Source organism: Neorhizobium sp. P12A (assembly GCF_008365395.1).
Lineage (GTDB): Bacteria > Pseudomonadota > Alphaproteobacteria > Rhizobiales > Rhizobiaceae > Rhizobium.
In genome coordinates this window covers 134275-149009 of the sequence record NZ_QOVX01000003.1, presented here as the reverse complement: position 1 = coordinate 149009, position 14735 = coordinate 134275, and the positions used below count along the sequence as shown (strand labels likewise).

Sequence of the window (14735 nt, the reverse complement as noted above, 5' to 3'; positions counted from 1 at the left end):
CGCAACAGGGCCGATGCGGAAAAATCATGAATCTTTCTTGACAGCGGACCTCTTCTTTAGCAATTAAAGAGGATAGACGATGTCATGTTTGACGGACTGAACGAGAATGCTGGTCTGCAGTTGTAATTACATTACCGACAAGGAAATCAAAGACGTCATCAACGCCTTCCTTGATGAAGATTGCTGGCAGCTTATCGTTCCTGCAAAAGTCTACCATGCCATGGAAAAGCGCGGCCGCTGCTGCGGTTGCTTTCCCAATGTCGTTGATCTGATCATCAAGACGACCGAGGAATATCACGCCCGTCGCCACTCGACGGAAGCGGAAATATTTGATTTCATGTCCCGCCTGAGACAATTCCATGAAGAGAACAGGAGAGCGGACATTGAAAGGCGACAAAAAAGTCATCGAGCGGCTTAACGAGGCGCTGTTTCTCGAACTCGGTGCAGTCAACCAATATTGGGTCCACTATCGCCTTCTCGAAGACTGGGGATATACGAAGCTCGCCAAGAAAGAGCGTGCCGAGTCCATCGAAGAGATGCACCACGCCGACCGCCTTGTTGCCCGCATCATCTTCCTGGAAGGCCATCCGAACCTCCAGACGCTGGCGCCGTTGCGGATCGGCCAGAATGTCAAGGAAGTGCTGGAAGCTGATCTTGCCGGCGAATACGACGCTCGGACGGCCTACAAGAAATCACGCGAAATTTGTCACGATCTCGGGGACTTCGTCTCCATGAAGCTGTTCGAGGAACTTCTTTCCGATGAGGAAGGTCACATCGATTTCCTCGAGACCCAGATCGATCTGCTCAACAAGATCGGCGAAACGAAATACGGCCAGTTGAACGCCGATTCGGCGGACGAGGCTGAGTAAGCGCCTTTCGGCCAAGGTTTTGATCAGGCCTGTTCCATCCTGAAAAGAAACGCCACGCTCTCTCAAGCGTGGCGTTTCTTTTTGACGGCGCTCTGCAGCTTCAGTCGTCAACGGCGGGCAGGCCTGCCAGATGCTGGAATTCGGAAACGACCTGATCATAGACGGCGCGCTTGAAGGGAACGATCAGTCCCGGCAGATCGGTCATCGGTTTCCATTCCCAGGCGTCAAATTCGGCCTCGTGACCGCCCGGCGGCGGATTGATGGCGATCTCGCTTTCATCGCCTTCGAAGCGGAAGGCGAACCAGCGTTGTGTCTGGCCACGAAACTTGCCTTTCAAGCCGATGCCGATGAGTTGTGGCGGCAGGTCGTAGTTGATCCAGTCCTTTGCCTCGGCAAGCAGGCTCACCGTCTTCATGCCGGTTTCCTCATGGAGTTCGCGATAGGCGGCCTCCAAAGGATCCTCGCCGTCGTCGATGCCGCCTTGCGGCATCTGCCAGAGCTGCGGCGAACCATCATATTCGGAATTGCCGTCGGGTATGCGCCGTCCGGCCCAGACGAGGCCCTGGCTGTTCAGGATCATCACGCCGACGCATGGCCGGTAGGGCAGATCCTCTGCCTTGATGGTTTCTGGGGTCTTGCTCATCGGTTTCTCCTGCAGATCAGGGGTGTTCGGGATCGTCGACAAGGGCGGAGACACCGACGATCTCGATGCCGCGCATGGCTGCGCCCTCGCTCCATTTGCTGATGGCATCGATGCTTTCGTCGAAGGCGGAGGCAACACCGATCGCCGAGCCGTTGCGACGGGCAATTCGTTCCAACTCGTCCAGCTTCTTCATGATGGCATCGGTTTGCAGTTCGCCGTCCAATTGCACATCGGCAAAGCCGTGGGGAACGGAGAGAGCCTTGGCGATCGTGCCGGATTTCGATTGCGCCGAGGAGCCGTCGTCGAGAAAGAGCAGACCACGTTTGCCGATATCACGCATGACCGGCTCCAGCGCATCGGAATTCGACAGGAAGCGGCCGCCGAGATAGTTCATGATGCCTGTGTAATTGGTGATTTCGCCCATGGCCTTGTGCAGCTCTTCGATATTCTTCGCTGCCGGCTGCGATGTCAGCAGCGTGTCGGGACCGGGATTGTTGCCGGGATAGTCAAAGGGTTCGAAGGGCACCTGCATCAGGATTTCGTGGCCGTTGCGGCGTCCCTCCTGCATCCAGCGCTGCAGGCTGTTGCCGCTTGCTGCAAAGGCAAGGGTCACTTCCTCCGGCAGTTTCTCGATCGCCCGCTGCGTGCCCGTCTGGCTGAGGCCAAGGCCGCTCACGACAATCGCAATGCGCGTCCCACGGGCGCCCGACCATGGCCGTGCATATTGCTCCATGGGCCTCAGACCATTGGGGCCGACGATCGGCAGCTTGCCGTAGGGCGAATCCTCCAGCAGAGCGTCGTTGGGCATTCCCGCCATGCGCGGATCCTGGCCGACCTGATTGGCGTCGATGATGACAGGGCCGGAGCCGTCACGCGGTCGCGGGCTGAAGGTGGTTACGATGGAGCCGTCGCCGGTCAGCGTCCGCTGGACATTGGCGCCGGATTGCGGGTCGGCCTGTTTCACCGTGGCCTTGCCAGCATCCGCATTCGGGTTCGGTTTTTCGGCATCCGGCTGCGGTGCTGCCTTCTGCGCCGTCTCGACCGGCTCAGTCTTCTGCAATGGGTCTTTTGTCAGGGATGAGTAAAGCGAGAATCCGGCGACCGCCATGAGACACAGGCCGGCGAGAATGCGGCCGAAAGGCCAAGGCCGTCGCTTGCGGCCAGGGGGGCGATTCTGGCCCAGGGGTGCATGCAAATCCGTTCCCAATTTCCGTGCCCGCCCCGATCGGGAAACTGTCCAGTCGATAGTGTGAAGCGCCGGGCTGTTTCCGGCCCGGCGCCCTTGAGATTACTTGGAGGATACGGCCTTTTCCGGGTTCGGCGGGAAGGCCGGATCGGTCTTGGCGCCACGCAGAAGGTCGAGCGCATAATTGAGCTGGACGTCGTCCTTCGGATCCGGCGGGACATAGGCGGCAGAGCCGGAACCGGTGTCGGTCTCGTTCTGGCCCTTGATGTGGCCGCGCAGGCTGGATTCGCCTTCGGTCACCAGCTTGCCCTTCAGATCGTCCGGCAGCGGCTCGTCAACCTTGATGTCAGGCGTGATGCCGGTACCCTGGATCGAGCGGCCCGATGGCGTGTAATAGAGCGCCGTCGTCAGACGCAGCGCGCCATTCTCGCCGCTTGCGCCGAGCGGGATGATCGTCTGGACCGAGCCCTTGCCGAAGGATTGCGTGCCGAGAACGGTCGCGCGACGCAGATCCTGGAGAGCGCCGGCGACGATTTCCGAAGCGGAGGCCGAGCCTCCGTTGATCAGAACGATGATCGGCTTGCCGTCCGTCAGGTCGCCCGGGCCGGCATTGAAGCGGCGGGTTTCATCCGGGTTGCGGCCGCGGGTGGAAACCACTTCGCCGCGCTCGAGAACGTCATCGGCAACGTTGATCGCCTGGTCGAGCAGGCCGCCCGGGTTGAGGCGAAGGTCGAGCACATAGCCCTTGAGCTTGTCGGCCGGAACCTGCTGCTTGATCTTGGCGATCGCTGCTTCGAGATCTGGCGTCGTCTTTTCGGTGAAGGATATGATGCGGAGATAGCCGACATCGCCCTCGACGCGCGACTTGACGGCAGCAACGGCGATGACGTCGCGGATGACAGTGATGTCGATCGGCTTGTCGACGCCCTTGCGCATCAGTGTCAGCTTGATCGGAGTCTTGACTTCGCCGCGCATCTTTTCAACGGCGTCTTCGAGCTTCAGGCCGCGAACGGACTGGCCGTCGATGGCCGTGATATAGTCGCCGGCAAGAACGCCAGCCTTGGCGGCAGGAGTGTCGTCGATCGGGGTGATGACCTTGACCAGATCATTGTCCATGGTGACTTCGATGCCGAGACCGCCGAACTCACCCTTGGTCTGGGTGCGCATGTCTTCGGCATCCTTGGCGTTCATATAGCTCGAATGCGGGTCGAGCGAGGCAAGCATGCCGTTGATGGCGGCTTCAATAAGCTTGTCTTCCTGAGGCGGGGTCACGTATTGCGCGCGGACACGTTCAAAGACATCGCCGAAGATCGACAATTCCTTGTAGGTGGATGCGCCGGCCGCTTCAGCCGGCAGCACTGCAGAATAGATGACGCCCATCGCGGTCGCACCCATCAATGCACCGGCGAGAACAAGTGAAGCCCTACGTATCATTGCGTGCCTTTCCAGTATCTTTGGTGGTCCACCAAGGTCGGGAATCGACCGGTTTTCCATCTTTTCGAAATTCAATGTAAAGCGTTGGCCGATCTGTTTCCAGCGCCAATGCGGTCGCGCTCGCGACTCTTTTTTCGCCCATGACAGCAAGCGGTTCGCCGGCGAAGACAAACTTGCCCTGACGCGTCTTGATCGCATCCATGCCCGAAAGCACCATGTGATAGCCGTCACCAGTATCGAGGATTACCATCTGGCCGTAGCTGCGGAAGGCACCGGCGAATACCACCGTTCCGTCTGCCGGCGCCGTCACCAGCGCTTCGGGGCCAGTCGCGATCGTCACGCCCGCGGCCGCATGTTCCGTTCCGTCATCGTCGCCGAATTGACGGAGAATATCGCCTGCCACAGGCAACTCCAGCTTCCCTTTAAGGTCGGAGAAGGGATATGCGGGCGCAATGCGGTTTTTATCGGGCACACCGCTTTCGGCAAGCGCCTTGGCCTGCTCGCGCTGCTCATCGGTGAGTTGCTCCCGGCGCGCCTGTTCCTGCCGGGCGGCTGCGGCGGCGTCTCGAACCGAGCCGATCTGGCTTTCCAGCGAGGCTACGAGGCCCTCTAGACTGGTTGCCTGGCTTGCCAGTTCCTCGGAGCGCTTCTGCTCTGCTTCCAGTTGAGCGCTGTTTTCCTTGCTGTGCTTGTCGTTTTCAGCGATGAGGAGGTCCATTCGGCGCTCCTCTTCCAGGCTGTTGGTCATCGTGGCGGTAAGATCCGATTTCTCGTCGGCGGCGGCGGCCTGCAGTTTGGAGAGATCGGTGAGATCGGCAACCAGCTTGTCGGTCGCCTTGCGCATGCCGGGCACGACGGCGCCGAGAAGGATGGCGCTGCGAACGGAAGCGAGCGCATCGTCGGGCGTCACGAGAAGCGCCGGCGGTGGATTTCGGCCCATGCGCTCCAGCGCCGCCAGGACTTCCGCAAGCAGACCGCGCCGTTCGTGCAGCGACTGGCGGATGGCGTCCTCCTTCACCTTCAGGTCGGTGAGGGTCTTCTCGCTCTGCTGGATCTTGCCGTCCATCTCCTTGCGGCGGGTGGCGGAATCGATCAGTGCCTGGCGCAGGCTGGCGCTGCTCTTGTCGAGCGCGGCAATGCTGTCCTGCAGCTCCTTCGTCTTGTCGGCCGACAGCGTGATGGTCTTCGACAGGGCGTCCAGCTCGGCGCGCGTCTGGTTGCGCTTCTCGGTCAGTTCAGCGGCCGGATCTGCCGGCTGTCCGCTTGCCGGTGGCGCGGCCGCTTCGCGATCGTCGGGCGATCCTGGCTGGTTTTGATCAGCCGCAACGCCGGAATCCTGCGCGATGGCAATGCTGCCGGAATTGACCGCCGATATCATAAGGATGCCCATGCCAAGGCACGCCGCAAAAGGCGGCAACAGGCGGAAAAGCGTCTTCGGGGCAGGCGTCATCCAATACGGGCCAATTTTCAATCGCGCGGAAACTAAGCTGATTTGCTGCGATTAGCCAAGAAGCATGGCCAATTCCGCAGACTGAATCAAAACAATCCTGTGTGAGCGATTGGTTAATATTATGCCCGATGATAGGGGTGGCCGGACAAAATAGTGACGGCGCGATAGAGTTGCTCGGCAATCAGGATGCGCACGAGTTGGTGCGGCCAGGTCATTTTGCCGAGGCAGATTGTGGCGTCCGCCTTGTCGTAAAGAGAGGGGTCGAGCCCGTCGGCACCGCCGATCGCGATCGTCAGATCGCGCTTGCCCTGATCGCGATAATTTCCCAGAAATTCTGCAAAGGATTCACTGTCGAAAGCCTTGCCGCGCTCGTCGAGCAGAACAAGGATGCCGCCTTCGGGGAGCGCCTTTTGCAGCTGGGCGGCTTCCTCGCGTTTGCGCGTGTCGCTGCTCGATGCACGGCTTTCGGTGACTTCGGTCATGCGCGCAAGTTCCAGGCCGATCGCCGGGCCGGCCTTGGCAAACCGATCGAAATAACGGGCCGCAAGATCCTTTTCAGGGCCGGTTTTCAACCGTCCCACGGCAAAAAGCCCAATGCGCATTCCCGCTCCCAACTTGCGCTGCGTTCAAAGCAGCGCAACATCGCCATCTGCCGGAAGATGTCTACCGGCCTTTCAGCTTCGCGTGCCGGGTCCCGGAAAACTCAGGAACCTGTCAGTGCAGCTTGCTCTCGTCGATATCCGGCGCGGCCCACATCTTCTCGATGTTGTAGAACTCGCGGATTTCAGGGCGGAACACATGGACAATGATGTCACCGGTGTCAATCAGCACCCAATCGCCTGCTTCCGCACCTTCGACACGGGCGTTGCCGTATCCGTCGTCCTTAAGGTCGGTGATGAGGTGATCGGTGATCGCCAGGACATGCCTGTTCGAGCGTCCGGATACGACTACCATGTAGTCTCCGAGCGCGGACTTTCCAGCGATGTTGATGGTGACGATATCTTCAGCTTTGGAATCCTCGAGGCTGACGAGGACGGCTTGCAGGGCGCGGGCAGCGGCATCGGCGCCACGTTCCGGGCTCTTCGGGACAATGACTTGCGTCCTTCCCTTGGCGTGTACTGTTGTCAGTGCTTTTCCTTTCCTGAAATAACAGAACATGCGCTTCGTTGATCCGGGCGGCTGCCCAAATCATGTATAAAGATAGGCATCAATCCGTTAACGTTTCAAGACGCAACCATGGTCACTTTACGCCCTGAACTGCGTTTCTGTTCACATTTCGCCGCTTCTTTAGCGAAATTGCGAGCAGTTGCCCAGCTAATCTGCAAAGGCCATGATTTGACAATGCAGGGCGGCCAGGAGCAGAGGTAAAAATCGACAGGAAGTGGTGAAAACACAGACATGAGCGACGCCTTGCAACATTCTCTCCGGCTTGTCCTGCGGATCGACTTTCCGCCCGCGGATCGGCTCGGTCGCGGCAAGATGGAACTCCTTGAACATATAAGAGAAACCGGCTCGATCTCGGCCGCCGGCCGCGCGATGGACATGTCCTATCGCCGCGCATGGCTGTTGATCAGCGACCTCAACCGGATGTTCCGTGAACCCGTGGTCGAATCACAGCGTGGCGGCCAGAAAGGCGGAGGGGCTGCGTTGACCGCGTTCGGCGAGGAGCTGCTGCAGCGCTTCCGACATATGGAAGCCGTCCTGGAGCAGGCGCTTGCCGGAGAACTCGATTGGCTGGAGGCGAACCGAAGCAAGGAGCCGCCGGCAGGTTCGTAGATTTCAGGCCCCTATGTTTCAGGCTTCGAGCGCCACCGTCTTTATGATCGCGAATACGGATTTGCCGACGCTCAGATTAAGCCGCTCGAGGGAAAGTCGCGTCAGGCGAACGAGAATGGAATCACCGGCGCAGTCGATCCGCACTTCAAGCATTCCATCGGCGACCCCTCCGATGAAGTCGATCCTGCCTTCCAGTATATTAAGGGCGCTGAGACCCTCGGGGCGACTTGTCGCCAGCATGACGTCGCGGGCCGGAATATGCACGCGGACGGTCTTGCCGACCGCGGGTGATCGGCCGGGAACAAAGAGATGGCCGGCCTTCAACGCGACGACCGTCAGTCCATGATCCCCCAACACATCCTCGACGCGGCCCTCTATCAAGGCGCCGGCTTCACGGCGGTCGGAGACCTGCGATGCAGCGGGCTGGCTGAAGACCTCCACCGGCGATCCCGTTGTCTCTACCTTGCCGTCACGCATGACGACCACATGGCTGGCAAGCCGCGCGACCTCGGCGATGGAGTGGCTGACATAGACGATCGGGATCTTTGTTTCGTCGCGCAATCGCTCGAGATAGGGCAGGATTTCGGCCTTGCGGGCATCGTCGAGTGCTGCAAGCGGCTCGTCCATCAGCAGCAGCCTTGGCGAGGAGAGGAGGGCGCGGCCGATTGCGACGCGCTGCTTCTCGCCGCCGGAAAGCTTGCCGGGCCGGCGATCCAGCAAGGCTTCGATGCCGAGCAGGTCGACGACCTGATCGAGATTTTCGCTTCGCTCTGTCTTTGGTGCAAACCAGCGGCCGTAGTTGAGGTTCTGCCGAACGGTCAGATGCGGGAAGAGCCGGGCCTCCTGAAAGACATAGCCGAAGCGCCGGCGGTGACGTGGCAAGAAGATGCGTTTTTCGGCATCTGCAAGCACTCTGCCGTCAAAGACGACGCTGCCGCGATCCGGCCGCATCAGCCCCGCGATGATGCGGACCATCGACGTCTTGCCTGAGCCGGAGCGGCCGAAGAGGGCAGTGACGCCGCTCTCGCAGGTAAAGGCTGCGTCGAGCGAGAAGGTGCCCAGCCGATGGCCGATATCGACGGTCAGTGTCATTCGAAATCCACCCGGCGGCCGATGAGATAAGCAAGGAATTCGGAGGCAAGGAGAGCCGCCATGGAGATGACCACCGAGATCAGGGTCAATCGCAAAGCGCCTGCATCGCCGCCCGGCACCTGGGTGAAGGTATAGATCGCCGCCGAAAGGGTCTGCGTTTCGCCGGGAATGTTGGAGACGAAGGTGATGGTCGCGCCGAATTCACCCATGGCCTTGGCGAAGGAAAGGATCATGCCGGCGATAATGCCGGGCAGGATCAAAGGCAGGGTGATCGTCGCGAAGGTCCAGGCGGGGCTCGCCCCCAATGTCCCAGCCGCCTCCTCCAGCTTGCGGTCGACCGTCTCGATCGACAGCCGGATGCTTCTGACCATCAGCGGGAAGCCCATGACAGCACAGGCGAGTGCGGCTCCCGTCCACCGGAAAGAAAAGACGATCCCGAAATACTGGTCGAGAAGGGCGCCGATCGGCCCTTTACGGCCGAAGAGAATAAGAAGAAGGAAGCCGGTAACGACGGGCGGCAAGATCAGGGGAAGATGGACGACGCCATTGAAGATCGATTTGCCCCAGAACCTGCCGCGCGCCAGCAGCAGCGCCGTGGCGATCCCGAAGGGCAGGCTCGCCAGCATCGCGACCGACGAAACGCGCAGGCTGAGGAAAATCGCCGTCCATTCGTCGCTCGTCAGGCCCAATGCGTCCAAGATATAGCCTCGTCAAAACAATTCAGGCCCGCCATGCGTAGCGAGCCTGTGCAAATCCGACCGATATCAAGCGAGCGAAATGCTCACTTCAGTATCGTGAAGCCTTCATGCTCGAAGAACGGTGCAGCCTTAGCCGATTTCATGTAATCGAAATAGGCCTGCGTATCCGGGTTCTTGCTGTCGGCCGTAATAGCGATCGGATAGATGATCGGCGGATGGCTGTCTTCCGGGAATGTGCCGGCGATCGCAACGCCCGGATCGGAAGAGACGTCCGTCTGGTAGACGATGCCGTAAGGCGCTTCACCTCGCGAAACGAGGGCGAGGGCGGCGCGTACGCTTTCTGCGCCGGCGACCTTCTTTTCGACGGAGGACCAGAGGCCGAGCTTTTCCAAGGCGGCCTGGCCATACTTGCCTGCCGGCACCGACTTGGGCTCGCCCATGGCAAGGCGTCCGTCGCCGAGCAGACCGGCAAGGTCCATGCCCTGCTTGATTTCAACAGGCTTTGCCTTGTCCTTGGCCGCGACCAATACGATCTGGTTGCCGAGAAGGTTAACCTGGGTGCCGTCCTTGATCAGCTTCTTTTTGGTGACGTAATCCATCCAGTCAGTGTCGGCCGAGATGAAAACGTCGGCGGGGGCGCCATTTTCAAGCTGCTTTGCCAACGCGCCGCTGGCGGCATAGGAAACGGTTACTTCCTTGCCGGTCTCCTTGGTGAAGGCGGCATCCATGTTGTCGAGCGCGTTCTTCATGCTGGCGGCTGCAAAGACAACGATCTTGTCGGCAGCGAAGGCGGGCGCCGGAATAGCGGCAATTCCCAGCCATGCGGCAGAAAGGGCGGCACTTGCAAGCTTGATCCATTGGCGGCGGCGGAAGGCCATTTGTTTCTCTCCTGATGTCGACATATTTCGAGGAATATAACGGCCCCCGAGCTTTGACTAGGGATGTATTTCGAAAAATACAGCGGCCTAAGTCTACGAAATTGATGGGGTTTTGCATCCGGATGGATCGGCTCGTCTCTGAAGTATTCGCCTGTTGCATAGCTTTGGCGGATGATTCGAAGCGGATTCGTTCACGGTATGATGCGCAACGTTACGATTCGTGGCTTTTGAGCGAATCTGGTGGCATATACTCACCATGGAGGATAAATCTTAGGCGAAACTGATACGAAAGAAGCATTTTTTGGGCATGGAATTAGGTCAGTCACAGCGTTAATGCATTGCTGCAATGCACTATCGTATGTTTTATTTCTCATTGCTTATGGTAAAACTCAACCATCGAAACGACGACCTCCTCCTCCCAAAGTCGTTTCGTTGGATCGGCAACACTCCTCCTCCCAGTTGCCGATCAGGTTTGAAGGCCCGGCGAATCTCCTCCCTCGTCGGGCCTCTTCATTTTTGGGATTTCCTCATAAAGAAATAAGCCGGCTGGCCCTTACTGCGCAGCCCGCAGAGCCGTCGAGCTCAATGCCGAGCGGCGACCGTGAATGAAGGTCCAGGCCGGCGCGCGCTTCTTCCACAAAACACCGGCATCATCCTCGTCGATCCGCGCATAGTGGAACGTCTTGGCCATCTTGGCCGAGAGATAGGACAGCGTCGAGCCGGGACGATCGATGACGGCGATCGGAAAGGTCCGGGCGATCTGCTGCCATTTCTGCCAGTGGTGGAAGGTGTTGAGGCTGTCGGCACCCATGATCCATATGAAATGGACGTGGGGATTGCGGGCCTTGACGCGGGCAAGCGTGTTGGCCGTGTAGCTCACGCCCAATGCCTGCTCGAAAGCGGTGACCTTGACGCGCGGACCGGGCGCGATCTCTTCGCTGAGCGCGATGCGTTCGGCAAGCGGCGCCAGATGGTTGCGGCTCTTCAGCGGATTGCCTGGCGTGACCATCCACCAGAGCTGATCGAGGTTCAGGCGGCGGATGGCGATCTCGGCAACGAGGGCGTGGCCGAGATGGGGCGGGTTGAACGATCCACCAAAAAGACCAACCACCATGCCGCGCTCTGTATGCGGCATGCGCAGATAGCGGCGATCAATCTCGTCGACGTGCACTTCAGGGCCGAATCTGTCCATTGCCCCGTACGCGATATTTGAAGGACGTCAGCTGCTCCACCCCGACCGGGCCCCGCGCATGCATCTTGCCGGTTGCAATGCCGATCTCTGCCCCCATGCCGAATTCGCCGCCATCGGCAAACTGCGTCGAGGCGTTGTGCAGCAGAATGGCCGAGTCGATTTCCGTGAAGAAACGCTCGACCACCTGGGGATCCTCGGCGAGCACAGCTTCCGTGTGGTTCGAGGAATATTTATTGATATGGCCAATGGCGCCGGAAATACCGTCAACGAGCGCGACAGATATGATTGCGTCCAGATATTCGGTCGACCAGTCTTCTTCGGTGGCGGGCTTGAGCCCGGGCACGAGGCTGAGAACGTCGGCCGATGCCCGGATTTCGCATCCGGCGGCGACCAGTGCATCAAGCAGCGGCTTCAGATGGGTCGAAGCGACGGCCTTATCGACTAGCAAAGTCTCGGCCGAGCCGCAGACGCCGGTGCGGCGCATCTTGGCGTTGACGATGATCGTCTTTGCCATGTCGAGGTCCGCGGATTTGTCGACATAGATGTGGCAAAGGCCCTCGAGATGGGCGAAAACCGGCACGCGCGCTTCGTTCTGGACGCGGGCGACGAGGCTTTTTCCGCCGCGCGGCACGATGACGTCGATCGTTCCTTCGAGGCCGCGAAGCATGGCGCCGACGGCAGCGCGGTCGCTGACGGGCACGAGTTGGATGGCATGTTCCGGCAGGCCGGCGGCCTTCAATCCTTCGACGAGGCAGGCATGGATTGCCTGAGACGAGCGCCGAGAATCCGTGCCGCAGCGGAGGATGACGGCGTTGCCGGCCTTGAGGCACAGCGCGCCGGCATCGGCCGTCACGTTCGGACGGCTCTCGAAGATCACGCCGATGACGCCGAGCGGCGTGCGGGTGCGCTCGATCTTCAGGCCGTTCGGCCGATCCCAGGCCGCAATGATTTCGCCGACCGGATCCTTCAGCGTGGCAACGGCGCGAATGCCCTCGGCCATCTCGTCGACGCGCTTCTCATTGAGCGTTAGTCGGTCGACGAAGGAGGCGAGCATATCCGTGCCCTTAACATCCTCAAGGTCCTTGGCATTTTCCGAAAGGATGTGATCCCTGTTTGCCAAGATAGCATCGGCCATGGCGTTGAGGGCCTTGTTCTTGTCCTTGGTCGAAGCAAAGCCCAATGGTCGCGATGCAGCCCGTGCCTTGCGGCCGATCTCGTTCATGAGAGCGTCGATGTCTGCGGCTGCTGCGACCTTATCAAGCATGGGCTTCGTCCTTCGTCTTCACATATGCTGTCATGACCAGATCATCACGATGGACCATTGCGGCGCGGCCGGGATAGCCGAGGATGGCCTCGATCTCCGATGATTTGCGACCGGTGATCTGGCGCGCCTCGTCCGCATCGTAGCCTGCCAGACCGCGTGCGATCTCCCGTCCCCCGGGGCCGATGACGGCGACGGTGTCGCCTCTGCCGAACTGGCCGGAAATGCTGCGCACGCCTGCGGGAAGCAGGCTCTTGCCTGACCCGAGTGCTGTCACCGCGCCTTCGTCGACATGCAACGCGCCGGCGGGCTGCAATTGCCCGGCAATCCAGGTCTTGCGGGCGGTCACCGGCGTGCCCGAAGGGGCAAACCACGAGGAGCGCGCGCCGTTTTCGATCGAGCTCAGCGGATTGTCGGTCTTGCCGGAGGCAATGATCATGGCGCAGCCGGCGCCGGTCGCGATCTTGCCGGCATCGATCTTGGTGCGCATGCCGCCGCGCGACAGCTCCGATGCCGCCCCGCCGGCCATCGCCTCGATCTCAGGCGTGATCTCGGCGATCGTTTCCAGGAACCGGGCATCGGGATCGAGATGCGGAGGCGCCGTATAGAGCCCGTCGATATCCGAGAGCAGGATCAGCAGGTCGGCGCCGGTCATTGTCGCGACGCGAGCGGCGAGGCGATCATTGTCGCCATAGCGAATTTCGCTGGTCGCGACCGTGTCGTTCTCGTTGATGATCGGCACGGCGCCGATCTTCAGAAGCTGGCTGATGGTGGCGCGGGCATTGAGATAGCGGCGACGCTCTTCTGTATCGCCGAGCGTCAGCAGGATCTGGCCGGCAACGATGCCGTCATGCGACAGGCTTTCCGACCAGGCGCGGGCAAGGGCAATCTGGCCGACTGCTGCAGCCGCCTGGCTTTCTTCTAGTTTCAACGCGCCGGAGGGCAGGTCGAGCACCGAACGGCCGAGCGCAATGGCGCCGGATGAAACCACGAGCACATCGACACCCTTGGCCTTGAGGCCGGCAATGTCGGCGCAAATGCCGTCCAACCAACTCTTTTTCAACCCTGTCTTGCGATCGACAAGAAGGGCCGAGCCGATCTTGATGACGATGCGGCGGTAGCGGTCGAGCGGTTTGCGGCTTGTCATGCCTGCTCGTCCTCATCTGCTGCGTCGTCGTCCTCGTCCGTGAGGATCATATCGCGGTGGCGCGTTTTTACGGCCTTGGCGGGTGTGTCGATCTCGCTCTTGGTCTCGGCGATGATTTCGCGCAGCGCGCGCAGCACTTCCGTCATGCCGCGACCCGTGACCGCCGAAATCTGGTACGGCTTGCTGCCGCAGGCGCGCGCCAGTTCCCGCGTCTTCTTCTTCAGCGTCTCTTCGTCCAGCACGTCGATCTGCGAGAGGGCGACGATTTCCGGCTTTTCGGTAAGATCGTTGCCATAGGCTTCAAGCTCGTGCTTGACCGTCTTGTAGGCCTTGCCGACCTTTTCTTCCTGGGCGGACACGAGATGCAGCAAAACGCGCGTGCGCTCGACATGGCCGAGGAAGCGGTCGCCGATGCCGACGCCTTCATGGGCGCCCTCGATCAGGCCGGGGATGTCTGCAAGAATGAATTCGTTGCCGTCGACGGTTGCGACACCGAGGTTCGGGTGCAGCGTCGTGAACGGGTAGTTGGCGATCTTCGGTCGCGCGCGGGTGACCGCTGCGAGGAAGGTCGACTTGCCGGCATTGGGCAATCCGACGAGCCCGGCATCGGCAATCAGCTTCAGCCGCAGCCAGATGGTCTTTTCTTCGCCCGGTAGGCCCGGATTGGCCCAATCCGGCGCCTGGTTGGTCGAGGTTTTGAAATGGGCGTTGCCGAAACCGCCATTGCCGCCGGTCGCGATGCGGAATCGCTGGCCTTCCTGAGTCAGGTCGCAGATCAGGGTTTCCTGGTCTTCCTCGAAGATCTGGGTGCCGACGGGAACCTTGAGCGTCACGTCGCCGCCATTGGCGCCGGTGCGGTTCCTGCCCATGCCATGCGTGCCGATCTGGGCCTTGAAGTGCTGCTGGAAGCGAAAATCGATGAGCGTATTCAGGCCGTTGACGGCCTCCGCCCAAACGTCGCCGCCGCGGCCGCCGTCACCACCGTCCGGTCCGCCGAATTCGATGAACTTCTCGCGGCGGAAGGAGACGCTGCCTGCGCCGCCATCACCAGACCGAATATAGACCTTTGCTTCGTCGAGAAATTTCATTTTACTTCTGCCACTCGGTGT

Annotated in this window: 16 protein-coding genes; 3 read left to right on the top strand and 13 right to left on the bottom strand. The window is 60.4% G+C overall.

Annotated features, from left to right (window positions below):
- The first annotated feature begins 106 nt into the window (after nt 1-106).
- Nucleotides 107-418, top strand: a complete 312-nt coding sequence (locus DTW90_RS12495) for a (2Fe-2S)-binding protein (protein ID WP_149338696.1) — start codon at nt 107-109, stop codon at nt 416-418.
- Nucleotides 384-869, top strand: a complete 486-nt coding sequence (gene bfr, locus DTW90_RS12490; RefSeq protein ID WP_132521911.1) for a bacterioferritin — start codon at nt 384-386, stop codon at nt 867-869. The genes DTW90_RS12495 and bfr overlap by 35 nt, the downstream gene beginning before the upstream one ends.
- 100 nt (nt 870-969) lie before the next feature.
- On the opposite strand, the gene DTW90_RS12485 is transcribed toward bfr, so the two are convergent.
- From DTW90_RS12485 to rsfS, 6 genes are all read right to left on the bottom strand, one after another.
- Nucleotides 970-1512: an RNA pyrophosphohydrolase gene (locus tag DTW90_RS12485; protein WP_149338694.1), complete on the bottom strand. Its 543-nt coding sequence runs from the start codon at nt 1510-1512 to the stop codon at nt 970-972.
- Nucleotides 1513-1528: 16 nt separating this feature from the next.
- Nucleotides 1529-2719, bottom strand: a complete 1191-nt coding sequence (locus DTW90_RS12480; protein ID WP_149338692.1) for a divergent polysaccharide deacetylase family protein — start codon at nt 2717-2719, stop codon at nt 1529-1531.
- A gap of 81 nt (nt 2720-2800) precedes the next feature.
- Complete coding sequence (locus DTW90_RS12475; RefSeq protein ID WP_132521905.1) at nt 2801-4132, bottom strand: S41 family peptidase; 1332 nt, start codon at nt 4130-4132, stop codon at nt 2801-2803.
- A complete protein-coding gene (locus DTW90_RS12470; RefSeq protein WP_149338690.1) occupies nt 4122-5582 on the bottom strand; it encodes a murein hydrolase activator EnvC in 1461 nt (486 codons plus the stop codon). Before DTW90_RS12470 ends, DTW90_RS12475 begins: the two co-directional genes overlap by 11 nt.
- A 119-nt stretch (nt 5583-5701) precedes the next feature.
- Complete coding sequence (gene rlmH / locus DTW90_RS12465) at nt 5702-6184, bottom strand: 23S rRNA (pseudouridine(1915)-N(3))-methyltransferase RlmH (protein WP_132521901.1); 483 nt, start codon at nt 6182-6184, stop codon at nt 5702-5704.
- A gap of 112 nt (nt 6185-6296) precedes the next feature.
- Complete coding sequence (gene rsfS / locus DTW90_RS12460) at nt 6297-6740, bottom strand: ribosome silencing factor (protein WP_132521899.1); 444 nt, start codon at nt 6738-6740, stop codon at nt 6297-6299.
- Between the two features lie 240 nt (nt 6741-6980).
- Between rsfS and DTW90_RS12455 the strand changes: the two genes are divergently transcribed.
- Complete coding sequence (locus tag DTW90_RS12455; protein WP_132521897.1) at nt 6981-7358, top strand: winged helix-turn-helix domain-containing protein; 378 nt, start codon at nt 6981-6983, stop codon at nt 7356-7358.
- A gap of 18 nt (nt 7359-7376) precedes the next feature.
- On the opposite strand, the gene modC is transcribed toward DTW90_RS12455, so the two are convergent.
- From modC to obgE, 7 genes are all read right to left on the bottom strand, one after another.
- The gene (modC, locus tag DTW90_RS12450; protein ID WP_149338689.1) at nt 7377-8450 is read right to left on the bottom strand and encodes a molybdenum ABC transporter ATP-binding protein; all 1074 of its coding nucleotides are present in this window, start codon (nt 8448-8450) and stop codon (nt 7377-7379) included.
- A complete protein-coding gene (modB, locus tag DTW90_RS12445) occupies nt 8447-9148 on the bottom strand; it encodes a molybdate ABC transporter permease subunit (protein WP_149338687.1) in 702 nt (233 codons plus the stop codon). The genes modC and modB overlap by 4 nt, the downstream gene beginning before the upstream one ends.
- 83 nt (nt 9149-9231) lie before the next feature.
- Nucleotides 9232-10026, bottom strand: coding sequence for a molybdate ABC transporter substrate-binding protein (gene modA, locus DTW90_RS12440; RefSeq protein WP_149338685.1), 795 nt, complete (start codon nt 10024-10026; stop codon nt 9232-9234).
- A 553-nt stretch (nt 10027-10579) separates the two neighbouring features.
- Entirely contained in the window at nt 10580-11218 is a 639-nt protein-coding gene (locus DTW90_RS12435; RefSeq protein ID WP_188079936.1) for a nicotinate-nucleotide adenylyltransferase, read from the bottom strand.
- Complete coding sequence (locus tag DTW90_RS12430; protein ID WP_149338683.1) at nt 11199-12482, bottom strand: glutamate-5-semialdehyde dehydrogenase; 1284 nt, start codon at nt 12480-12482, stop codon at nt 11199-11201. Before DTW90_RS12430 ends, DTW90_RS12435 begins: the two co-directional genes overlap by 20 nt.
- On the bottom strand, nt 12475-13626 hold the full coding sequence (gene proB / locus DTW90_RS12425; protein ID WP_149338681.1) for a glutamate 5-kinase: 1152 nt from the start codon (nt 13624-13626) through the stop codon (nt 12475-12477). The genes DTW90_RS12430 and proB overlap by 8 nt, the downstream gene beginning before the upstream one ends.
- Nucleotides 13623-14714 (bottom strand): GTPase ObgE, encoded by a 1092-nt coding sequence (gene obgE / locus DTW90_RS12420; protein WP_149338679.1) that lies wholly within the window; start codon nt 14712-14714, stop codon nt 13623-13625. Before obgE ends, proB begins: the two co-directional genes overlap by 4 nt.
- Nucleotides 14715-14735: the final 21 nt, after the last annotated feature.

What these genes read in the sequence shown, in the direction of transcription:
- DTW90_RS12495 (WP_149338696.1), top strand. Translation starts at nt 107, where the DNA reads ATGCTGGTCTGCAGTTGTAATTACATTACCGACAAGGAAATCAAAGAC.
- DTW90_RS12485 (WP_149338694.1), bottom strand. Translation starts at nt 1,512, where the DNA reads ATGAGCAAGACCCCAGAAACCATCAAGGCAGAGGATCTGCCCTACCGG.
- DTW90_RS12475 (WP_132521905.1), bottom strand. Translation starts at nt 4,132, where the DNA reads ATGATACGTAGGGCTTCACTTGTTCTCGCCGGTGCATTGATGGGTGCG.
- DTW90_RS12470 (WP_149338690.1), bottom strand. Translation starts at nt 5,582, where the DNA reads ATGACGCCTGCCCCGAAGACGCTTTTCCGCCTGTTGCCGCCTTTTGCG.
- rlmH (WP_132521901.1), bottom strand. Translation starts at nt 6,184, where the DNA reads ATGCGCATTGGGCTTTTTGCCGTGGGACGGTTGAAAACCGGCCCTGAA.
- rsfS (WP_132521899.1), bottom strand. Translation starts at nt 6,740, where the DNA reads ATGTTCTGTTATTTCAGGAAAGGAAAAGCACTGACAACAGTACACGCC.
- DTW90_RS12455 (WP_132521897.1), top strand. Translation starts at nt 6,981, where the DNA reads ATGAGCGACGCCTTGCAACATTCTCTCCGGCTTGTCCTGCGGATCGAC.
- modC (WP_149338689.1), bottom strand. Translation starts at nt 8,450, where the DNA reads ATGACACTGACCGTCGATATCGGCCATCGGCTGGGCACCTTCTCGCTC.
- modA (WP_149338685.1), bottom strand. Translation starts at nt 10,026, where the DNA reads ATGGCCTTCCGCCGCCGCCAATGGATCAAGCTTGCAAGTGCCGCCCTT.
- DTW90_RS12435 (WP_188079936.1), bottom strand. Translation starts at nt 11,218, where the DNA reads ATGGACAGATTCGGCCCTGAAGTGCACGTCGACGAGATTGATCGCCGC.
- DTW90_RS12430 (WP_149338683.1), bottom strand. Translation starts at nt 12,482, where the DNA reads ATGCTTGATAAGGTCGCAGCAGCCGCAGACATCGACGCTCTCATGAAC.
- proB (WP_149338681.1), bottom strand. Translation starts at nt 13,626, where the DNA reads ATGACAAGCCGCAAACCGCTCGACCGCTACCGCCGCATCGTCATCAAG.
- obgE (WP_149338679.1), bottom strand. Translation starts at nt 14,714, where the DNA reads ATGAAATTTCTCGACGAAGCAAAGGTCTATATTCGGTCTGGTGATGGC.